The sequence below is a fragment of the Segniliparus rugosus ATCC BAA-974 genome (genome assembly GCF_000185725.2).
Classification (GTDB): domain Bacteria; phylum Actinomycetota; class Actinomycetes; order Mycobacteriales; family Mycobacteriaceae; genus Segniliparus; species Segniliparus rugosus.
This window is the reverse complement of record NZ_KI391954.1, coordinates 331,396-352,267: the sequence shown is the minus strand read 5'-3', so window position 1 is coordinate 352,267 and position 20,872 is coordinate 331,396. Positions and strand designations below refer to the sequence as shown.

Below are 20,872 nucleotides of genomic sequence, written 5' to 3'. Positions count from 1 at the left end.
GACAAGGGGGACCACCGCAATGCTCCGAGTTCGCTTCGCAGGCTCGCTCGCGTCGCTGCTGGCTGCTTTCGCGCCAGCGGCAGCCGATCCGGCGCTCTTCCCCGCCGACAGGATCGACAGCGTCATCCTGAGCAGCGCAGAGCTCGACCAGATCTCGGCTCAGGACAACCCCGCCAGCACAGGCGAATTCCACGCCGAAACCGCCAACGCGGCTCGGCGGCCCGACTCCTCGAACCCTGATAAAAGCCCGTGCGGCAATGCTTCGTGGCTCGGCAGCGCGGCTTCGTTCGGCGACAACTGGACCGCGTTTCGCTCGTTGTTCGCCATCGGCGGGACGAACAACGCCGGGGTGCATCTCGTCGTCGCCGTCTATCCGGACCCGCAGACCGCGCGAGAAGCCTTCGCCCGTATCGCCGAAGGCCTCAAGACCTGCGCGGCCAAGACCACCGTGGACGCCGCGCTCCCGGAAGCGGTCCGATGGCGGACGAGTTTCTTCTACGCTCCGGGCGGTGTGGACTCGCAAACATACGCCGAAGCTAGATCGGTCGGGAACGTCGTGCTCCAAGCCGAGGCGGAGAGCTTGTTCCGCGACCCCGGCCCGGCGGTGACCGCCATCGTGGACCGCATGGCCCAACGCGTCCGGCGGGGCTGAGCCTACTTCACCCCGGCGGCCTCCATGCCGCGCAACTCCTTCTTGTATTCGGCAAGCTCGTCGCGCAATCGCGCCGCAAGCTCGAAGCGCAGCTCGCGGGCCGCGGAGAGCATCTGCTCGTTGAGCTCGGCGATGAGCGCCTCCAGGTCGGACTTCGGGGTGCCGCCCGCCGCTTTCTTCTTCGCGGTCTTTTTCTCGGCTTTGCCGTTCTTCGCTTCCGCGTCCGCCGTGTCCGCCGACTCTTCGTAGACCCGGTCGAGGATGTCGGCGATCTTCTTGCGCAGCGGTTTGGGGTCGATCCCCCGCTCGAGGTTGTAGGCGATCTGTTTCTCGCGCCGGCGCTCGGTCTCCTCGATAGCGTTGCGCATCGAGTCGGTGATCCGGTCCGCGTACATATGGACTTCGCCGCTCACGTTGCGCGCGGCGCGGCCGATGGTCTGGATGAGGCTGGTGGTCGAGCGCAAGAAGCCTTCCTTGTCCGCGTCGAGGATGGCGACGAGGGAGACTTCCGGCAGGTCGAGACCCTCGCGGAGCAGGTTGATGCCGACGAGCACGTCGTACTCCCCTTGGCGCAGCTCCCGCAGAAGCTCCACCCTGCGCAGGGTGTCGATGTCGGAATGCAGGTAGCGCACCCGGATGCCCAGCTCCAGGAGGTAATCGGTGAGGTCTTCGGCCATCTTCTTGGTGAGCGTGGTGACCAGCACCCGCTCGTCGCGCTCGGTGCGCAGCCGGATCTCGTGCACCAAATCGTCGATCTGCCCCTGGGTCGGCTTCACGACCACGTGCGGGTCCACCAGCCCGGTCGGGCGGATCACCTGCTCCACGAACTCGCCGCCAGCCTGGCCCAGCTCGTACGGGCCGGGGGTGGCCGAAAGATACACCGTCTGGCCCACCCGCTCGGAGAATTCCTCCCAGGTCAGCGGGCGGTTGTCCACGGCGGAGGGCAGCCGGAAGCCGTACTCGACGAGGTTGCGCTTGCGGGCCATGTCGCCCTCGAACATCGCTCCGATCTGCGGCACCGTGACATGGGACTCGTCGATGACGGTGAGGAAGTCCTCTGGGAAGTAGTCCAAGAGCGTCGCGGGGGCGGTGCCGGGGCCGCGGCCGTCCATATGCCGCGAGTAGTTCTCGATGCCGGAGCAGAACCCGACCTGCTGGATCATCTCAAGGTCGTACTCGGTGCGCATGCGCAGCCGCTGCGCCTCCAAGAGCTTGCCCTGCGCTTCCAAGGTCGCCAGCCGCTCGGCGAGCTCCTGGCGGATCGCCTCCATCACTTGGGCCATCCGGCCCTCCCCGGTGACGTAGTGCGTCGCGGGGAAGATCCGCACTTGGTCCACCTCTGCCACCACGTCGCCGGTGAGCTTGTTGAGGTAGCTGAGCGCGTCGATCTCGTCGCCGAAGAACTCGATCCGCACCGCGAACTCCTCGTACGCCGGGATGATCTCCAACGTGTCGCCCCGCACCCGGAACGTCCCCCGCGTGAACGCCACGTCGTTACGGTCGTATTGCATGTCCACCAGCAGGCGCAACAGCTGGTCGCGGGCCACCTCCTGGCCTTTGACCAGGAGCACGGAGCGGTCGAGGTAGGACTGCGGGGAGCCGAGGCCGTAGATGCAGCTCACCGAGGCCACCACGACCACGTCCCGACGGGAGAGCAGGCTGCGCGTCGCCGAGTGCCGCAGCCGCTCCACGTCGTCGTTGATCGAGGAGTCCTTCTCGATATAGGTGTCCGTCTGGGCGATGTACGCCTCGGGCTGGTAGTAGTCGTAGTAGGAGACGAAGTACTCGACGGCGTTCTTGGGCAGCATCTCGCGCAGCTCGTTCGCCAGCTGCGCGGCGAGCGTCTTGTTCGGGGCGATCAGCAGAGTCGGGCGCTGCAGGCGCTCGATGAGCCAGGCGGTCGTCGCCGACTTTCCGGTGCCGGTGGCCCCGAGCAGGACCACGTCCCGCTCCCCTGCCTCCACCCGGCGCTGCAGCTCCGCGATGGCGCTCGGCTGGTCCCCCGCGGGCTGGTGCTCGCTGACCACCTCGAAGGGCTGCTCCAGACGGCGGACCTCGGCGAGCATGCCCGGCGGGACCGCGCCAAGCGGGTACTCGTGCTCGTGGTCCATCTCGCTCGCAAAAGCCATGGCACCAGGGTACTCAGGGCCACCGACATGTTTTCGGCGACGGCCTCGGCACGAGGCCGCGCGCATGGCCGGACAAACTTCGTGACGGTGCTCACGCCCGCCTCGCCCGCCCGGCTGGCCGACCCCGGTTTATTCCCTGGCGGCATCGATTCCCCCGGCTTCGCGCATTTCCCCCGTCCGCCTCCTCGGCAGAAGATGAAGATCGAGGAGGCGCCATGACCACGTGCCAAGAGACCACGATCAGCCGCGCGGCCGAGGCCGGCCGCCCCGAAGAGCCGCACGCCCACGGATCACCCGGATACCGGGGGATCACATTGGCCTTGTTCGCGGCGGGGCTCACCACCTTCATGTCGATGTATTCCGCGCAGGCGCTGCTGCCCGCGTTCTCCGAGCACTTCAAGGTCGCGCCCGCCACATCGGCGCTCGCCGTGTCCCTCACGACCGGCTTCCTCGCCCTGGCGCTGATCCCAGCGGGCGTCCTCTCCGACCGGTACGGGCGCACCAGGGTCATGGCGGCTTCGGCGCTCGCGGCCTCCGTCATCGGGCTCCTGCTGCCGCTGAGCCCCACCGTCGGGGCGCTGCTCTTCGGGCGGGCGCTGCAAGGCTTCGCCCTGGCCGGGGTGCCCGCCGTTGCGATGGCGTATCTCGCCGAAGAGATCCACGGCGACTCGCTCGGACGGGCCATGGGCCGCTATGTCGCGGGGACCAGCCTCGGCGGCCTGATCGGCAGGCTCGTCCCCTCGTTCGCCCTCGATGTCGTGCCGTGGCAGTACGCGATGGAGATCGCGAGCGTCGTGTCCCTCGTGTTCACCCTCGTGTTCATCCGGGCCTTGCCTCGGTCGCGGTTCTTCCGCCCGGAGCCGGTCGGGCTCTGGACGGTGGCCAAAGGACTGCTCGGCCACGTGCGCAATCCCGCGCTCGTGTGCCTGTTCGCCCTCGGGTTCATCCTCATGGGCGGGTTCGTCACGGTCTACAACTATCTCGGCTACCGGTTGGCCGCAGCGCCTTTCCGCCTGCCGCAGAGCCTGGTCGGCCTGGTGTTCCTCCTGTACCTCGCGGGCACGTTCTCCTCGGCGCAGGCGGGCAGGCTGGCCGACCGGATCGGCAGGCCGAAGGTCCTCGGTCTCGCCGCCGCCATGATGGCGGCTGGGCTCGCGATCACCCTGCCGGATTCGGTGTGGGCGGTCCTCGTCGGCATGCTGTTCTTCACCGCTGGCTTCTTCGCGGCGCATTCGGCGGCCAGCGGATGGGTGAGCGCCATCGCGGTCACGAACCGCGCGGGAGCCTCGTCGCTCTACCTGTGCTGCTACTACCTCGGCAGTTCGTTCCTCGGCGCGCTCGGGGGCCTCGCATACAGCCGAGGCGGCTGGGCGGCGATCGCCGCGTACGTGGGCGCGCCCCTCCTCGTGGCGTTCGCGCTGATCGGCTTTCTCGCTCGGCGCACCCGCCCCCAATCTCGCGCAACCAGCGTCTAAGGATCCGGCGGATCATCGCCGTCTGCCTTCCGGGCAGGGCGCGAGCGACGGATGCGGCCTCGGGCGGCCCGTGTCCGTCTCCCGCCAGACCCCGCTCCCGCCGGGGCAGCACCGGGCCGCCCACCGAGGCCGCCCGGCCTGCCGCATCCGGCACCGCGAGCATCGGCACAGCTCCTCTCCCTCTTCAGCCACAACCCACCACCGTCTCTCCGCCTTGTTCCGCACAAGGAGGGGCGTGTCGCCTTTATCCTCCTCTGCAATAAGACGTAATCCAGGTCACATTGGTTCCATGGCGAGATCGGGAGCCGGCAAAGGCCCGAACACAACCGTGAACCCGAGCTGAACAACAAACCGACAACCTCCGGGCGCCTCGTGGCGGCCAGCAAGCTCTGGTAGCTTGTGCTTCGCCGCGCCCGACGGGCGGACGACCCTGCCGACCGGCGAGTGCAGCACCCTGTATTCAACCCATCGAAAGGTGCATCGTGGCAACTCTGCAAGCCGGCCAGTCCCTCGCCAAGGGACAGAGCCTTTCCTCTGACAACGGCGTTTTCACCCTCACCCTGCAGGATGACGGCAACCTCGTCCTCGCCGAGGGCTCGACCCCGGTCTGGTCCACGCAGACCAACGGCACCGGCGCGTCCCGGCTCGAGGTGCAGACCGACGGCAACGTCGTGCTCTACACCGATTCGAATGAGTCGAAGTGGGCGACGGGCACCTCTGGCCAGGTGCGGCTCGAGCTCCAGAACGACCGCAACCTCGTCGTTTACGGCGCGGACGGCTCCGCGCTGTGGAACTCGGGCACGGTGACGGACAAGCCGATCGTCCCGACCCCCGCGGCCGCAGAGGTCGTCGAGGAGGAGCCTGCCGCGCCCGAGCCGCAGACCTACGTCGTCGAGAGCGGCGACACCCTCTCCGCCATCGCGCAGAAGTTCTACGGCGACGCGAACCTCTACCCGCAGATCGCCGAGGCCAACGGCATCGCCAACCCCGACCTCATCAACGTCGGACAAGAACTCACCATTCCGGCGCTCTGAGCCCGGATCCGACTGGAAAGGCATATCGTGACGAACCCCGAACACCCGGAGCAGGCGGCCGACCTCAACGGCGCTCTCGGCCTGGGCGACGAGCCCGAACAGCGCGATATCTCCGACCCGGACACCCCGGAGTGGCAGAAGCACACCCGCCACTGAGCCGCGCTGCTCGCAGGGGCCCCGCCGGACGCGTCCGGCGGGGCCCCTGCCCGTTTCCGGGAACTTGTCGTCGGCCTGGTTCGTTCCCCCTTCAGCAAGAAGGCCCCGGAACGAAGGGAAGGACAGCGCAGATGGACACCAGCGCAGTCGCGAGAGCGCAGGCCGAGCTGCGCCAGAGCAGCAACACCGCCACGAGCCTCCTCGACGGGCTCGCCGCCAAGCTCAAGGCGGCCGCCGACGCGGGCGATCTGAACGCCAGGGAATGGCAGCTCGACCTGCGGGAGGCGAGTTTGGCCGTCCGTGAGGAGTCCAGCCTCGCCGCGAGCCTGGTCAACATCGTGGGGCTCGGCAACCCCGATGTGCTCTCGCAGACCCAAACCGCGCTGGCCGACCGCCAGTCGCAGTCCTCGACGTTGCTCATCCGGCTGGCCGACAAGCTGAAGGCCTCCGCCGACCTCGGCGATCTGAACGCCAGGGAATGGCAGCTCGACCTGCGGGAAGCGACGCTTTCGATCAACGAGCAGTCGCGGCTGGCTCTCGATCTGGCGCGAGCGGCGGCCGGGCCCGCCCCTGCCAGGGACTTCGCCGGTTCTCCGTACGCGGCTCCGTATGCCGCCGCCCCCCACGCAGCCGTACGCGCAGCCCCCGGCTCCGTACGGGCAGCAGTACGCCCAGCCTCCTGCCGCGGCCTACTATTCCCCCGCAAGCGGGAGGTACCCCCACCCCGCAAGCGGGGGGTACCCCCAGGGCCAACCGCAGCAGGGCGGCTTCTTCAACCGGCTCATGGGCAGCGGGTTCGGGCAGGCCATGGCCATGGGCGCCGGGTTCGCGGTCGGCGAGGAAGTCGTCGACGAGATCTTCGACGACATCTTCTGAGCGTCAGGACAGACCGTGCGCGTCTTCGACCTCGATCCCGGCCTCTGCGAGGAGCAGCCCGCCGAGCATGATCGCCTGGTCTGGCGAGACCCGCGCCCCCCGCAGGGAGCCGGCCCCGGCAATGTCGTCCAGTTTCGACCCGTGCAGCGAAACGTCCTGCAGCTGCGCGCGCTGAAAGCTCGCGCCACGTAGGTCGGAATGCACCAGGCGCGACTGGGCGAGCGCCGCCTCGTTCCAGTCCGCCCCGCGCAGCATCGAAGACTCCACGTGCAGCCGCCTTGCTTTGGCCATCCGCAAGCTCATCAGCTCGGCTCCGCAGCCCTCGATCCGCACGTCAGTGAGCGCAGCCCCGCTGAGCGCCAGACCCGTCATCCGGCAATCGCGGAACACCACCCGCTCTAGCGAGGCGCTGTCCCAGACTCCCCCGGACAGATCGCACCGCACCAGCTCGACGTCGAGCAGCCGGAATTGCGCGAGCGTGGCTCCGACGAGGTTCACTTCGACGAGGCGGGAGGCTCGGAAGGAGAGCCCGTGCAACTCGTCGCCGAGCGCGGGCAGCAGCGCGCCCCGCACGTCCAGCGCGCTGAAGTCGTTGTCGTACCAGTCGACCTGCTCCCCCGGCTCGGGATACACATCCAAGCGGGCCGGGATCTTCGGCGGCCGGGTCGCGGTCTTGTCCGTGGCCGTCACGGCCGCCAGCCGGTCCGCTCCGCCCACGCCAGAGCGCGCGGGTACGCGGCGGCGAACCATGGCTCTTTCACCTCGTAGTAGCCGTCCGCAGGGTCGTCCGTCTCCCGAGCGCGCGCCTCGGCGCGCTGTTTGAGCCGGGCGTACTCATCCGCCACAGCCGGGTTCCCGCGCAGCCAGTCGCGGAAGAGCAGCGCGAAGCGCTGGTTCGGCCAACCCTCCACCCGCAGGTGCAGGTTCGCTTGCCGCCCTGGGTCCGCAGACGTGTGGAACCGCTTGCGCCACTGGTCGGGAGCCTCCCCCGAGGCGAGGGCCGCGCCCTGCGGGTCGTCGTGGTCGATATGGTCGAGCCTGACGAACCCAGCGTTGGCGAGCGGGGCCGCAAGCTCGTCCGCGACCTCCAAGGAGGCCACCGTGAGCTGCAGGTCGATCACGTCTTTCGCGATCAGCCCCGGCACCGAGGTGGAGCCGATGTGGTCCACCCGGATCGCCTTCTCGCCTGCGGCGACCCTGATCCGGTTGATGAGCCGTTCCGCTTGGACCGGCCATGCCGGGTTGTGCGGGACAAGCTCGTACGCGGGGCCCGCGAGACGCTCGCCCGTCAAAAGGCCCGCGTTGAACGGTTCGAGGCGCTCGGCCCAGAGCCGCCGCGCCCGGTCGCGAAGCTCCTCGGGCGAGCCGCTGTTGTCGAGCCAGATGTCGGCGGCCGCGCGGCGCTGCTCGTCGGAAGCCTGCGCGTCGATTCTGGCGAGCGCATCCTCCCGGTTCATGCCCCGCGCCTCGGTCAACCGGCGCAGCCGCTCCTCGATCGGCGCGTCCACCACGACCGCGAGATGGAAGAACGGGGCGAGGTGCAATTCCACGAGGAGGGGGATGTCGCGGACCACGATCTGTTCGGGCGGCGCGGCGGCCATGAGCTCCTCTCCTCTGGCCGCCACTAGGGGATGCATGATCGCGTTGAGCTTCGCGCGGGCCCCCCGCCTCCATCAGACTCCGTGTCGCCGAACGCCTTCGCCGCGAGCTTCGGGCGGTCCAGCGTCCCGTCCTTGGCGAGGATGTCTGCCCCGAACGTCTCGACCAGCGCCGCGAGCCCAGGGGTGCCCGGCTCCACCACCTCCCGAGCGATCTTGTCCGAGTCCACGATGAGCGCTCCAAGCTCCGCGAATGCTTGCGCTGCGGCGGATTTGCCTGCGCCGATCCCTCCGGTGAGGCCGATTTTCAGCATGTGGGGAGTCTATCGGAGCACACCGACGAAAACGCCGATGGCCGCCTGTCGGAACAGGCGGCCATCGGCGTTTTGTGGCTGTTAGGCCTTGGAGGCCAGCTTCTCGCGAAGCGCCTCGAGCTGCTCGTCGCTCGCGAGCCGCGAGCCGGACTCCGGCTCGCCGGAATCCGACCGGCCTCGGCCGTTGGAGCCGCTGCGGGCCGGGGCGGCCTTGACGGCAGCCGCGAAACGCTCGATCTGCTCGCCGTGCAGCTTCCACAGCCGCTCGGACTCCGCGTAACGGGCCTCCCACTCGGCGCGCTGGGTCTCGAAGCCTTCGAGCCATTCGTTGGTCTCCGCGTCGAAGCCCTCGGGGAAGATGTAGTTGCCGTCGTCGTCGTAGGAGTCGGCCATGCCGTAACGCGCCGGGTCGAACTCCTCCGGGTAGTCCTCGTTGGCCTGCTTGATGGACAGCGAGATCCGGCGGCGCTCCAGGTCGATGTCGATGACCTTCACCAGCACCGCGTCGTCCACCGCGACCACGGACTCAGGCTGCTCGATGTGGCGCTCGGACAGCTCCGAGATGTGCACAAGGCCCTCGATGCCCTCGCCGACGCGGACGAACGCGCCGAAGGGGACGAGCTTGGTGACCTTGCCCTGCACGATCTGGCCGATGGCGTGGGTCCGGGCGAAGTGCCGCCACGGGTCTTCCTGCGTCGCCTTGAGCGAGAGGGAAACACGCTCGCGGCTGAAGTCCACGTCGAGCACCTCGACAGTGACCTCGTCGCCGACCTTGACGACCTCGGAGGGGTGGTCGATGTGCTTCCAGGACAGCTCCGAGACGTGCACGAGGCCGTCAACGCCGCCCAGGTCCACGAAGGCCCCGAAGTTGACGATGGAGGAGATGACGCCCTTCTTGATGTTGCCCTTCTGCAGGCGGTTCAAGAACTCGGTGCGCACCTCGGACTGGGTCTGCTCCAGCCAGGCCCGACGCGAGAGCACCACGTTGTTGCGGTTCTTGTCGAGCTCGATGATCTTGGTCTCGATCTCCTTGCCGATGTACGGCTGCAGGTCGCGCACCCGGCGCATGTCCACGAGGGAGGCCGGGAGGAAGCCGCGCAGGCCGATGTCGACGATCAGGCCGCCCTTGACGACCTCGATGACAACGCCCTTGACGGACTCGTCCTTCTCCTTGTGCGCCTCGACCTCGCCCCAGGCGCGCTCGTACTGGGCGCGCTTCTTGGAGAGGATGAGCCGGCCTTCTTTGTCCTCTTTGGTGAGGACAAGGGCCTCGACGGTGTCGCCGACCGAGACGACCTCGCTCGGGTCGACGTCGTGCTTGATGGACAGCTCGCGGGACGGGATGACGCCCTCGGTCTTGTAACCGATGTCGAGCAAGACCTCGTCGCGCTCGACTTTCACGATCGTGCCTGACACGATGTCCCCGTCATTGAAGTATTTGATCGTGGCGTCGATGGCCTTGAGGAGGTCCTCGGTGCTCCCGACATCATTGACGGCGACAGCAGGGGAGGTGGTCGTAGGGGTTGGCATAAGGTTCGGGGACTCCGGATGTTTCTTTGAGTTGAAGGGTCAAGCTAGCTACACTCGCAGCAGGTCAAGGACAGTTTTTAGTTATTCCGAGACTCGCAGCCGCATTTCAATACCGGCGAAGCGCCGACATGCGAAACACACGTGTGAGGCATCAGAGTACCCGCTCGGCCTCGGAAGAGCAAATGAGCCCGATCACTCCGCGAACCCACATTTCCTGGGGAATCCGCGCGGAGCACGGGGAATCAGTTGAAAGGCGGGTTGGGGTGGATCGGCCCCGCGTCGGGCGGGACGGGAGCGCCGTCGCAGTTGGCCGCGAGCTCGCGGGTCTTGGACTCGACGGCGGCGAGGTTCGCCTTGAGCGTCCCCGCGTCCGCCTGGTCGTCAATCGACCCGTCCAGCTCGCGGAGCAGGTCCGCGTACTCGCCGTACTCGTCGTCCCATGGGTTCGGGTCGTTCACCCAGATGTTGCCCTGCGCGGCTCCGCCGGTCACCCGGTCGAGCCGGTTGATCGTCGTGGAGAGGTCCGTGCCGACCCACGCCACGGCCTCCTGCACCACAGGGTCGTCCCAGCTCCAGCCCGGCTTCGCCATGGCGGCCCGCAAGTGGTCGACATCGCGCTGCACGATACCGGTCACGCCCCGGTTCATCTCGCACCAGTTGGGCCGCGCTTCGGCTTGCGGCGGGGCGAGGAGCGCTGCGGGCGCGACGAGCGCGAGGGCCGCCATGGCGGCCCTCCTCCGGGAGAACGTGATCCGCACGGTGTTCAACATAACAGCGCTCAGCATAGCCGAGCGTCGGCGCGTTCTCCCGGCCTGTTCGGCCTATTCCTCGGAATCCTCGGAGTCGCTGGAGCCGTCCGACGCTTCGGGCTCGTCGGCTCGGTCGTTCGGGCAGCCGCCGTTCTGGGCCATGCCGCCTGCGCGGAAGTCGTAGCGCTCGCAGCCGGGGGGCGCGAGCGGGGTCTGGTTGGTCTCCGCGAGCGGCGTGAAGGGCCGGTGCGGCGAGGGCGGGGCGGAGGGGTCGTCCGGGTCCGGCACGTCCACGTCGACCCAGCCGGGGGTGTGCGGCCACGCGGTGTTCTCGATGCCTGGCGGGCGGGCCGTGTCCGGGCTCGACCCTTCGGGCCATTCCGGCTGGCCAGGCGGATGCACGCCGGGCACGGCGGTCTCGCCCCAGCCGATGCAGAGGTTCTTGACGACGTCGTACTGCTCTTCGAGCGAGATCCAGTCCCGCGTGAGGTCTTGCGCGGAGACCTCCTCGCGCTCGTCGCCGATGATCTGGCCGAACTTCTCGCTCAGGGCGCTCCCCGCGTCTTGCAGCTCAGCCCACCAAGTCATAGCGACCAGGGTGTTGATCCGGCGGAACAGCAGCGGGGACTTCTCCTCGAACTGGTCAACCGCGTCCTGCACCTCGGGGTCGCCCCATGCCCATTGTTTGGCGGGAGCGGGGCCGGTCGGGGCGGCGGGAGCCGCCGAGGCCGGGTCCGAGGGCTGGTCCGCCGGGGGTTGCGGGAGCGGGAGCGAGTGGGGCTCGCTGTAACGCGGGCGCAGCGGATTGCCGTCCTCGGTGTAGGGCGGCTGGTCCGGGTTGCTGTTCACGTTCGGGGCGGGCTTGGCCGGCTTGGGCTGGCCCGCCTGACGCTTCGCCTTCGCGATATCCAAGTCGTGCGCGACCGTGGCGGCGCGCAACGGGTCCAACGCCTCGCGCAGCTGGATGTAATACGTCGTGGCCTGCGGACACCAGATCGGGTGGAAGTCCTGCTCCGCGGCGGCCTGCCCCGAGGAGGACAGGCCCGCAGCCCCGACGGCGGAGAACAGCACAGCGGCGGCGGTCAGTTTCATAGCCGAGGATGATCCCGCGAAAGACCCCGCCCCGGACAGGCGCTTCCGCGCGCTCGCGAGCGAGAATCCCTTGTCAGACATATCGGGCCGCTTGTGCTCCAATTGAGCGGAATAGACCGCTCGATCATGGAGTTCCTGCTGGCATGCCCCTGCTGCACACGCACCTTTTCGGCCCCGTGGACGGCCCGCCCGTCCTCGCCATCCACGGAGTCACCGGTCACGGCGGCCGTTTCCGCCGGTGGTCGGCAACGCAGACGCCCCACGCGCGGGTCATCGCCCCGGATTTGCTCGGCCACGGCCGCTCCTCGTGGACCGCGCCGTGGAGCATCGAGGCCCAAGTAGACGCGCTAGAGGACACCCTGCGCGAGCACGCGAGCGGGCCCGCCGTGGTCGTCGGCCACTCGTACGGAGGCCGACTGGCCGTGCACCTCGCGAACCAGGCCCCAGATCTGGTCAAGGCTCTGCTCCTCTTGGACCCTGCCATCGGCACCGACCGGGAGCAGCTCACCGAGTCCGCCGACTGGTCCGTCGACCACCACTCGTTCGCCGACCGCGACGAGGCCGCCGCCGCGAACAAATCCGACGCCTGGTACGCGCTGCCCGACGAGGCGCTCGAAGCCGAGCTGGACGAGCATCTGGTCCCCTTGCCGGACGGGCGCGTGGCCTGGCGGTTCTCCCCCGCCGCGCTGGTCACCAGTTGGAGCGAGCTCGCCCGGCCCTGGGCCCTCCCGCCCGACGGGCTCTCCACCACAGTGGTCGTGGCCGATCAGATCCAGCCCCCGTACCTCAGCCCGGCGTACGAGAAAGAACTCGGCGAGCTGCTGGGAGAGCACCTCTCGCTGCTGCGCGTCGATGTGAACCACATGGTGCTCGAACATCGCCCGGATCTCGTCGGCGAGCTCGTCAGAGGGCTGCTCTAGCCCGCCTTCACCTTGTCGACCAGCTTGTGCAGCATCGCGCGGAGCGTCGTCTGGTCCAACGGCTCCTTCCCCTTTTCGACGCTGGTCGTCCGGCTCGCCGAGCCGAAGACGACATCTCGGCCGACCGGCACGGCGATGAGCACCCTGGAGAAGGCGTACTCAATGCCCGAGGGCGCCTGTAGCTGCGCCTCCAGCGTGTACGCGAGACCGCCGTCCGGAGCCTCCGCCGGGACGATGCCCCCCTGCCCCGGCCCGATTCTCTCCGATTTGACGGAGAACCGACCGCAACCGGCGAGCGCCTGCCGGTACTGGTCGAGCGGAACAGGATCTGTCGTCACGACGAAGACGAGCGTCGTCGAGACCCGCTGGTCGATGCCGAGCGAGCTGCGGGTGTGGGCGGGCGCGGGCGCGACCGGCCCCGCCGCAGTGTGGTACGTGGGGCGGCGCCCCACGTCCATCAGCAGCGCGCAGGCCTGCTGCTCGGTCGAGAGATGGTCCAGGGTGAGTTTCGAATAGTCGGGGAGGCGGCGGTCCTTCTTTTTCGCGCCGAGCTCGACCACGTCGAGCTCGCGCAGATCCCGGTCGTCGTGGAATTCGTACCCTTCCGGGAAATCCTGCCTCGCCAGCGCGAACGAGGCGGGGACGCTCGACGGGTCCGAGGGCGGGGCCGGGGCGGAGCAACCTCCCGCCAGGGCGGCGAGAACAACGAGAGGCGGCGCGAGCCGATTCCAACGCATCTGGTGAAGCCTAGAATAGGCAACTGTGCATTCGTCCGGCGTCCCCCATCTCGGCCCCTTGACCGGCCTCGGCCCCCTCCGACTCGCGATCGGACTGATTCCGCTCATGCTGAGCGCCGGTTGCGGGCTGATCGCCGGAGGCGACCGCGTCACGATCGCGACCGCGACGGTGACTGTCACCCCGGAGAGCACGAGCGCCGAGCCGACCTCTGCGAGCCCAAGCCCGTCCTCGGCCCCGGCCACGACCAACGAGCCCCCCGAGTTGCGCGACCTCCAACTCGGCGACCCCTCCGCCTTCACGAACGGATCGGGGCATTGGTCGTTCTCCGCCGTTTCGGGGAACGCGGTGTGCCGGTTCGTCGCGGGCGAGAACGGCTTCTGCCACGTCACAGACGACTCCGGGCCCGCGTGGAACCCGAACGCGGTCTGCGACCTCCACCGCGACCAAGACCCCGAAGGAGCCCAGTCCAGCCTGGTCGGATGGGACGGGGACTACCGGCAGAAGGCGTGCCACACCTTGTTGGCCGGCGACTGGCCCGATTCGGCTCCCGCCCTCGCAGACGGGAAGAAACTCGTGCTGCAGGTGGATCCCGACCACGGCGTCACCGTGACGTGCGGCCAGCAGGGCGCGACCCTCACATGCGCGAACACCGCTGGCCACGGATTCACCATCGGCAAGGGTTCTGTGAAGCTCTGGTAGCGGGCGCTGATCACGCCCGCTCACACCCAGGTCAGTCCATATTTCTGCGCGCCTCGACCTTTCCGCGCATTTTTTGGATACCGCTGGTAGCATATGCCTCCAGTCACATTCTCCGAGATCTTGAGATGTGACTGACAAACGCCGCACGCCATATTTCGCCCTCGAGCTTGCTCTAACGACGTGGCCGACGAATTGCCGAACACCGCGCCCGACCAAAATTCGAAAAAGGAGTGCCAGTGGGGAGAAGCCTGACCCAAGCAGACTTGTTGCGCGAGTTGGAGCCCGTCGCAGCGCGAGAGGTGAACCGGCATCTGGCGGCGGCGAAGCACTGGCATCCCCATGACTACGTGCCATGGGACAAAGGCCGGAATTTCGCCGCGATGGGCGGGGTGGACTGGGATCCGGAGCAGTCCACGCTCTCCGAATTGGCGAAAGCCGCCATGGTCGTGAACCTGCTCACCGAAGACAACCTGCCCTCCTATCACCGCGACATCGCGCTGGCGTTCACCAGAGAGAGCGCGTGGGGCGTCTGGGTCGGAAGATGGACAGCCGAGGAACACCGCCACGGCATCGTGATGCGCGACTATCTCATCGTCACACGGGGAGTCGACCCGGTCGCGCTGGAGAACGACCGGATGACGCACATGACCAACGGATTCGACCCGATCCTGTCGATCCCGCCAGGCACCGCCGAGATCTTCGCGCATACGCTCGCCTACGTCTCGTTCCAAGAGCTCGCCACTCGCGTGAGCCACCGCAACACCGGGATGATCTGCGGCGATCCGGTCGCCGAGCGGATGTTGCAACGGATCGCGGCGGACGAGAACCTGCACATGATCTTCTATCGGAACCTCTACGAGGCCACCTTCGAGGCCGTGCCCGATCTGGCGATGGAAGCGCTCGCCGCAGTCGTGACGAACTTCCAGATGCCCGGAGCCGGAATGCCGAACTTCCGGCGCAACGGCGTGCTCATGGCGAAGCACGGCATCTACGACCTGCGCCAGCATCTCGACGAAGTGGTCAAACCGATCCTGCGACGCTGGTGCGTCTTCGACCGGACCGACCTCACTTGCCGGGGCGAGCAGGCCCGCGAAGAGCTCGCGGCCTATATCCACAACCTTGAGACCGTCCGCGTGCCGAAGTTCGAGGAACAGCGCGACCGCGCTCTCGCCCGCGAACGCGAGCGCGGCGCGTTGGTGTGAGCCGCCCGCCGATCGGGTTCGCGGCCGAGTGCGCGTGGAGGGATTCGAACCCCCGGCCGCTGGTGTGTAAAACCAGCGCTCTAACCATCTGAGCTACACGCGCTTGAGACCCAGGAATCATAGCCGAAGCGACCCCCCGCTGCTAGTTCGATCAACCCGTCCCGCCGAACGCCCGCCCGATGCTTTCTCACGGCCAGGCTGTGGCTTCGACGCGGATGGGTAACGCCTCGCGAGGCGCGCCGCCGAATCGCCCCCCGAACGCTTCGATAGTTGCCATGCGCAAACCAATTTCCCGAAAAGTTCCGACAGCTCTGCTCGTCGCGGGCGCGTCGACGCTCGTCTTCACCGCCCCGGCAAGCGGCGCTGACCCTGCGGCTCCGCCCGTCGCAGACTCCGCCGATGTCTCGTGCTCGGCGCTGAGCAAGGTGCAGCCCGAGATCGACGACCTACGGGACAAAGCGGGCTCGTATATCGCCAATCCGAGCCAGATGACCGGCGGTCAGCAGAAGGATTCGACCAGCGCCGCGACCGCCGCCTCGCCCGGAGTCGCGAATCTGCAGAACATCACAGACTCGCTGCGCCACCTCGGCGGAGAGCTGAAGACCGCCTCGCCGACCGTCAAGGACGCTTCGCTGCGCAGCTCGACCGACAAGCTCGCCACAACTGTCACCGAAGCCGCGTCGGACATGGCCGCCATGCAATCCGGCAGCCCCAACTTGTTCAAGCTCGGCTCCCTCGGCTTCAACATCACCAGCGCGATCGTTTTCTACCAGATCAACCACAACCGGGTCTGCGGGCAGGCTCCCGCCGACCTGCAGGCAGCGCCGACCACGACTCCCGCGCCAGCCAAACCCACAACGCCGGCCAAACCCACAACGTCCCAGCAAGCCGAGCCGAAGGCCGCGAAAAAACCGGCCTGACCGGAGCTGGAAACTCCGATACGGACCAATTCGGCTACCGGCGCGCGGCGCGCAGGGCGAGCGGCACCGCCCAGGCGAACACGCCGAGGTCGTACACGAACGTGGACGGCAGTCGGTTGTGCACAAGCGCGACGGAGAGCTGCCGCGTGGGATCGGCCCAGCCGAAGCAGCCGCCGAGGCCGACATGGCCGAAGCCTTTGGCGAGCCCCGGCAGCGGCGTCGAGTGAAAGCCCATGTTCCACATCATCGGGACTCCCAGCACCCGGTCGAAGCGGAAGCCGAGTTTGCGCGGGAACCGGGCGACCGATTCCGGGGAGAGCAGCCGGAACCCGTCGACGCTGCCGTCGCCAGCGACCGCCGCGTAGATCTTCGCCAACGCCCGCGCGGTCGCGACGGCGTTGGCCGAGGGCATTTGCGCGTCCACCCCCGCCGTATGCGGCTCGCAGAGGAGCCGCGCGGTGCCGGAACCGGCGTAGGCGGTGTCGACGATCGCCCTGGTCCTGCTGCGGCGGGACAGAGCGTCGAGCAGTTGGTCGTTGCACAACTTGGCGTATCTGTTGTACGGGTCGACCAGCGGCACGAGATGGACGGGGCTGTCCTCGGGCGGGCGGCCCAAATGCACCTCGTCGATCCCGAGCGGGGCTCCCAGCTCGCTCTGATAAAGCTCGCGCATGTCCTTCCCGGTCACCGCGCGGGCGAGCCCGGAGAGCAGCCACCCGATGGTCAGCGCGTGATACGCGGGCTTGCGCGCGAAGCGGTCGCGCGGCGCGGCGGCCAGACGGCGCTCCATGAGACGGTGGTCGAGCAGTTCGTTGGCGTTGTTCGCGATTCCGGGGAGCTGGGACAGCCCGGCCTCGTGGACGAGGACGTCGCGCACGGTGACGGACTCCTTGCCGTTCGCCGCGAACTCCGGCCAGTACGCCGCGACCGGGCGGTCGTAGTCGATGAGCCCCCGGTCCGCGAGACGATGGACGACAAGGGAGGAAAGGCCTTTCGAGGCCGAGAAGATGATCGGAGCCGAGCCTCGTTCCCACGGGCTTGCGCCGAGTTCGTCGGTCGTCCCCGCCCAGACGTCCACGACCGGCTCGCCGCGCAGATACACCGCGAGCGCTCCGCCGCCGGGACGGGCGTTGGCGAACACCTTCCCGAACGCCCGGACGAGGGAATGGAACCGAGGGTCGGCAACGCCGCTCACCGCTTGCAGGCCGACTTCGCGCGTCGCGCGGCCTTCTTCTAATGCATATGCCATCTCCCCATCATGCCATAACGCTGATATCCGCATCACATTCCGCGCGGCGGACCGATCCAGTCACACCGCGCGGCTGCTGATCTCGATCCCGTCTTCGCCCCTGACCACGAAATTCGAGCTCACATACCCGTTGGCCGGGTCGCGGACATGCTCCAAATACGGCTCCAGCCCCTGGTGCTCGGTGTTGTCGGCGACGATCAAGGCTCCGGGGGCGAGCTGGGGCTCCAACAGGCGCAGCACCGGCAGATAGAGGTCCTTCCAGCCGTCGAGCAGTAGGAAGTCCACTCGCCCCGCGAGGTCGGACAGCGTCTGCGTGGCGTCGCCCTCGAAGATGGTGATGAGGTCGTCCAAGCCGGTCTCCGCGAACACGGCTCGCGAGGCGGCGATCTTTTTCTCCGAAAGCTCGGTGGTGACGACGCGGCCCACTCCGTTGTCGCGCACAGCGGCGGCAAGGTGCAGCGCGGAGATCCCGAACGACATGCCGAACTCGACAACGATGGTCGGGCGCGCGGCCCGGACGAGCGAGTACAAGAGATTGCCGGTCTGGGGCGTGACCGGCATGTAGATGTCCGAGGCCGCCTCGGACCGCTCATGCACGCTGCGCGACGACTGGAGATCGGGGAATTGCGCCCCGCCGCTGCGGAAATGGGCGAGCTGTTCCGCCGAAGCCGTGTACATGCGGTCTAAAGCGGCGACGACTCGCGGATCCTGCAAAGTGTTGGCCATGCCACCACAGTAGTCAAAATCAGGATCGCCGCACAGTCCCCAGGATCAGCGCACGGAGAGTTCGGCGAGGGTCAGAGTCGGCTGCGACCCCTTGCCGATGCCGGTCGGCCCGCTCGCCGGGGGAACCCCGCGCAGCGTTACCCGTACCATCCTGGCCGTGGTCCCCGCCGGGGGGCGGGCTTCGACGGCCGTCCATGTTTTTCCGTCCTGCGAGACTTCGAGGACGGAGCTTCCCGGCGGGGTCGGCCCGAAGTCGAGGCCGATCTCACGCACGGGGCGCGGCTCCCCGAGGTCCACGGTGAGCGTCGCCTCGTCGCCCGCCGCACGCCACACGGTCGCGGCGCTGCCGTCCACGGCGGCGCTCGGCAGGGAGTTGTACGCGCCCTCGGTCGAGGCGACCGGGCGGCACAGCGCGAGGTTGTCGCTGGGCACGAGGTCCGGGCGGCGCGTCGCGAGCGTCACCGGCTTGCCGGGAGCCACGGTCCCGCGCCCGTCTGGGGCGGCGATCTGCGTCGGACCGCCGGAGACGAGGCGCACGGTGGTGTCCTTCGGCCCGATCTCGATGTCGAGCTTGCTGCCCCGGTAGGCGAAGCCGGTGATGCGCAGCCCGCCTCGGGCGAACCGTTTGGGCAAAAGCGGGTTCAGCCGCAACGCGTCCTCGTCGAACCGCGCGCCGGTCGGGGCGATCAGCAGCGCCTGCAGGAAGCTCGCCTGCCCGGTCACGAAGATCCACGCGGCCTCGTTGCGGCCCCAGACCGGGTCCAGTTTGCCGCCCGCCGTGTCCGGAGCGACCTCGGCGGACATGGCGAACGGGCCCTTGACGTACGGGCCAGAGGCCTGGTCGAGGAACGTGTCCGTCGCGCATCCCGGCCGACCGAGCTGCGCTTCGAGGATCGCGCCCATCCCGTTCGTCATGTTCGGCCCGGTCGGGTCGGTCCGGGGGAAGTAGTAGTCCACGGTGGCTTGCTCGTCGTACCCCGGCCCTCGGTAGTCGAAGGGGTAGCTCAGCAGCACCGTGTCCGCCTGCTTGATCTGTTTGCCCGCGTAGCCTTCGTACTCGGCGGGAACGCCGGGGGCGATGTCCGGAGGCATCGCGAGGCGGTCCGCGGTTTCGGCCCACCTCGGATCGCCCCGCTGGCCGAGGGCTTCCCGGACGCGCTGGGCGAGGTGAAGCGTGTTCTTGGCTCCCGCGACGGCCAGTGCGTGGTCGTCGATGTTCTCGACGTACTCGTCCGCGCCCGCCGCTTTGCGGTAGTGGTATCTGCCGTCCGCGTCGGGCGGGCCGATCCTGGAGACCAAGTAATCGGCGATCGATGTGATCACCGGGGCTCCCGAGCGCGCCAGCCAGTTCTTATCTCCGGTCGCGGCGTAGTACTGCCATTGCGCGAGCGCGATCTCGTTCTCCAAATGCTCCTCGTACCAGTCGCATTTGTATCTGTTCGGCGGGCAGCGCATCGCGGGCCCGCTGTTCCACGGGTAGACCGCGCCCTGGTAGCCGAAGGCTTTCGCGTTCTCTTTCGCCTGGTCCAGCGCGTTCGCCCGCATATCGACCACTGCGCTCGCAAGCTCGGGGTGCGTCGCGAGCAAGGTCGGGAAGATCCAGGTGTCCGCGTCCCAGAACAGCCAGCCCGCGTAATCGTCGGAGGAGAGGCCTGCGGGCGGCACCGACCATCGCGCTCCGGCGCGCACGCTGGAGTACAGCGCGTAGAAGGAGCTGTGGATCCAGGATTGGAAGTCCTGATCGCCCGGCGTGACGATGTCGGAGGCCCACAGGTCCGCCCAATCGCGCTCATGCGCCGCGAACGCCTTGTCCCAGCCTTCCTCCGCGCCGTGCGCGGCGGCTTGCCGCGCGAAGCCCTCGGGATCGGGGGAATCGTCCTCGGTGGCGATCCCGACGTATTTCGTGAACGTGTACGTCTGGTTCGGGCTGACCTGCTCGTCCACGGCGGTCTTCGCGGAGCCTGCTCCGACATCGGAGGCCGTCGCCGCGCTCGAGCCTTGGGCCGGCGCGAACACGGAGGACACCGCCGCGAGCCTGCCGCCCTCGCCCTCGGCTCGGACCACGACGGTGCCGGTGAGCGGATTGGCGTAGCGGGCATTGCCCTCGGGCCGCGCATGGCGGATCGCGCGGCCGTCGATGAGGTCGGCGACGGTGATCCGGCCGGAGAACCGGGGCTTGACCTCGACCGAGATCGCCGCGAGGTTCGGCTCGGCCCGCGAGACGAACGCGCGATACACGAGGTCGAGCGCATGGGCGGGATCGGGAGTCCAGGTGACCTCGGTGGTCGCGACCGCCGCGCGCTCGTCGAGGGTCTGCCGGAAATTCGACAAAGTCGCGGGATCGACGCCAGGGGCGTACTCATGGCCCCCGACCTCGACCGATAATCCGGACCAGGCCGGGAGCGCCACGATGTCCTCGTCGCCGCCGTACTGCGCGACCTGGTGCGTGACCGCCAAGCGGTCGTAGTACCCCGCGACGAACGTCCCCGTGTACCGCTCGGCGAGCAGCGGATAGGAGCCGAACCGGCCGGGGAAGGACTCGTACCCCTGCCCGACCCCGGCGAGCGTTGTGCCGATCCTCCCGTTGCCGAGGAAGACGCGGGCATAGGGGTCGTCAGAGTACCGGTCGGCGGTGTGGATCCAGGACTCAGGCGCGGCGACCGCGCGGCTCGGCCCGGAGTCGGGAGCCTGGTCGCGCAGCCGCCACACGATCCCTGCCGCGACCAGAAGCGCGACCGAGGCGAGCGCTAGAACGATCCGCATCGGTGAAGCCAGGAGTGTGCGCACGGGAGGAGAAGTCTAAGGCGTCCCGT

The 20,872-nt window shown here is 68.3% G+C and carries 18 protein-coding genes, 1 tRNA gene and 1 pseudogene; 9 read left to right on the top strand and 11 right to left on the bottom strand.

The features are described from left to right. Positions 1 to 19 precede the first annotated feature (19 nt). A complete protein-coding gene (locus HMPREF9336_RS11615) occupies positions 20 to 652 on the top strand; it encodes a sensor domain-containing protein (RefSeq protein WP_021030560.1) in 633 nt (210 codons plus the stop codon). Between the two features lie 2 nt (positions 653 to 654). On the opposite strand, the gene uvrB is transcribed toward HMPREF9336_RS11615, so the two are convergent. Beyond that, positions 655 to 2,781, bottom strand: a complete 2,127-nt coding sequence (uvrB, locus tag HMPREF9336_RS11610; protein WP_007467223.1) for an excinuclease ABC subunit UvrB — start codon at positions 2,779 to 2,781, stop codon at positions 655 to 657. A 215-nt stretch (positions 2,782 to 2,996) separates the two neighbouring features. Here uvrB and HMPREF9336_RS11605 point away from each other — a divergent pair, with 215 nt between their 5' ends. The 4 genes from HMPREF9336_RS11605 to HMPREF9336_RS11590 all read left to right on the top strand — a co-directional run bounded on the left by HMPREF9336_RS11605 (position 2,997) and on the right by HMPREF9336_RS11590 (position 6,322). After that, complete coding sequence (locus HMPREF9336_RS11605; RefSeq protein WP_021030559.1) at positions 2,997 to 4,256, top strand: MFS transporter; 1,260 nt, start codon at positions 2,997 to 2,999, stop codon at positions 4,254 to 4,256. Between the two features lie 479 nt (positions 4,257 to 4,735). Further along, positions 4,736 to 5,290 (top strand): LysM peptidoglycan-binding domain-containing protein, encoded by a 555-nt coding sequence (locus HMPREF9336_RS11600; protein WP_169727332.1) that lies wholly within the window; start codon positions 4,736 to 4,738, stop codon positions 5,288 to 5,290. 27 nt (positions 5,291 to 5,317) lie between these two features. Next, on the top strand, positions 5,318 to 5,446 hold the full coding sequence (locus HMPREF9336_RS19190; RefSeq protein ID WP_021030558.1) for a hypothetical protein: 129 nt from the start codon (positions 5,318 to 5,320) through the stop codon (positions 5,444 to 5,446). 609 nt (positions 5,447 to 6,055) lie between these two features. Further along, positions 6,056 to 6,322 (top strand): hypothetical protein, encoded by a 267-nt coding sequence (locus HMPREF9336_RS11590; protein WP_007467217.1) that lies wholly within the window; start codon positions 6,056 to 6,058, stop codon positions 6,320 to 6,322. A 3-nt stretch (positions 6,323 to 6,325) separates the two neighbouring features. Here the strand turns inward: HMPREF9336_RS11590 and HMPREF9336_RS11585 are convergent, their stop codons facing one another. The 5 genes and pseudogenes from HMPREF9336_RS11585 to HMPREF9336_RS11565 all read right to left on the bottom strand — a co-directional run bounded on the left by HMPREF9336_RS11585 (position 6,326) and on the right by HMPREF9336_RS11565 (position 11,605). Then, a complete protein-coding gene (locus tag HMPREF9336_RS11585) occupies positions 6,326 to 7,012 on the bottom strand; it encodes a pentapeptide repeat-containing protein (RefSeq protein WP_244431659.1) in 687 nt (228 codons plus the stop codon). Next, positions 7,009 to 8,234: pseudogene (coaE, locus tag HMPREF9336_RS11580) on the bottom strand (dephospho-CoA kinase). The gene HMPREF9336_RS11585 and the pseudogene coaE overlap by 4 nt, the downstream one beginning before the upstream one ends. An 81-nt stretch (positions 8,235 to 8,315) precedes the next feature. Next, a complete protein-coding gene (rpsA, locus tag HMPREF9336_RS11575) occupies positions 8,316 to 9,764 on the bottom strand; it encodes a 30S ribosomal protein S1 (RefSeq protein ID WP_007467209.1) in 1,449 nt (482 codons plus the stop codon). Between the two features lie 242 nt (positions 9,765 to 10,006). After that, the gene (locus HMPREF9336_RS11570; RefSeq protein WP_040585540.1) at positions 10,007 to 10,534 is read right to left on the bottom strand and encodes a hypothetical protein; all 528 of its coding nucleotides are present in this window, start codon (positions 10,532 to 10,534) and stop codon (positions 10,007 to 10,009) included. A gap of 51 nt (positions 10,535 to 10,585) precedes the next feature. After that, complete coding sequence (locus tag HMPREF9336_RS11565; protein ID WP_007467205.1) at positions 10,586 to 11,605, bottom strand: hypothetical protein; 1,020 nt, start codon at positions 11,603 to 11,605, stop codon at positions 10,586 to 10,588. A gap of 143 nt (positions 11,606 to 11,748) precedes the next feature. On the opposite strand from HMPREF9336_RS11565, the gene HMPREF9336_RS11560 reads away from it, so the two are divergent. Further along, positions 11,749 to 12,525 carry an alpha/beta fold hydrolase gene (locus HMPREF9336_RS11560; protein ID WP_007467203.1) on the top strand — a complete coding sequence of 259 codons (777 nt, stop codon included), beginning with the start codon at positions 11,749 to 11,751 and terminating at the stop codon, positions 12,523 to 12,525. Here HMPREF9336_RS11560 and HMPREF9336_RS11555 read toward each other — a convergent pair. Next, a complete protein-coding gene (locus HMPREF9336_RS11555) occupies positions 12,522 to 13,262 on the bottom strand; it encodes a hypothetical protein (RefSeq protein WP_021030554.1) in 741 nt (246 codons plus the stop codon). The genes HMPREF9336_RS11560 and HMPREF9336_RS11555 overlap by 4 nt on opposite strands. Positions 13,263 to 13,287: 25 nt before the next feature. Between HMPREF9336_RS11555 and HMPREF9336_RS11550 the strand changes: the two genes are divergently transcribed. Continuing rightward, entirely contained in the window at positions 13,288 to 13,962 is a 675-nt protein-coding gene (locus HMPREF9336_RS11550) for a hypothetical protein (RefSeq protein ID WP_021030553.1), read from the top strand. Positions 13,963 to 14,198: 236 nt separating this feature from the next. Next, the gene (locus HMPREF9336_RS11545; RefSeq protein ID WP_007467198.1) at positions 14,199 to 15,164 is read left to right on the top strand and encodes an acyl-ACP desaturase; all 966 of its coding nucleotides are present in this window, start codon (positions 14,199 to 14,201) and stop codon (positions 15,162 to 15,164) included. A 29-nt stretch (positions 15,165 to 15,193) separates the two neighbouring features. Here HMPREF9336_RS11545 and HMPREF9336_RS11540 read toward each other — a convergent pair. Next, positions 15,194 to 15,267, bottom strand: a tRNA-Val gene (locus HMPREF9336_RS11540). A gap of 172 nt (positions 15,268 to 15,439) precedes the next feature. On the opposite strand from HMPREF9336_RS11540, the gene HMPREF9336_RS11535 reads away from it, so the two are divergent. Beyond that, positions 15,440 to 16,084 (top strand): hypothetical protein, encoded by a 645-nt coding sequence (locus HMPREF9336_RS11535; RefSeq protein WP_021030552.1) that lies wholly within the window; start codon positions 15,440 to 15,442, stop codon positions 16,082 to 16,084. A gap of 34 nt (positions 16,085 to 16,118) precedes the next feature. Here HMPREF9336_RS11535 and HMPREF9336_RS11530 read toward each other — a convergent pair whose 3' ends face one another. From HMPREF9336_RS11530 to HMPREF9336_RS11520, 3 genes are read right to left on the bottom strand one after another with little or no spacing between them, the layout of a single operon-like run. Further along, positions 16,119 to 17,333 carry a serine hydrolase domain-containing protein gene (locus HMPREF9336_RS11530; protein ID WP_051357344.1) on the bottom strand — a complete coding sequence of 405 codons (1,215 nt, stop codon included), beginning with the start codon at positions 17,331 to 17,333 and terminating at the stop codon, positions 16,119 to 16,121. 60 nt (positions 17,334 to 17,393) lie between these two features. Continuing rightward, a complete protein-coding gene (locus tag HMPREF9336_RS11525; RefSeq protein ID WP_007467195.1) occupies positions 17,394 to 18,059 on the bottom strand; it encodes an O-methyltransferase in 666 nt (221 codons plus the stop codon). 45 nt (positions 18,060 to 18,104) lie between these two features. Further along, on the bottom strand, positions 18,105 to 20,822 hold the full coding sequence (locus HMPREF9336_RS11520) for a discoidin domain-containing protein (RefSeq protein WP_021030551.1): 2,718 nt from the start codon (positions 20,820 to 20,822) through the stop codon (positions 18,105 to 18,107). Positions 20,823 to 20,872 lie beyond the last annotated feature (50 nt).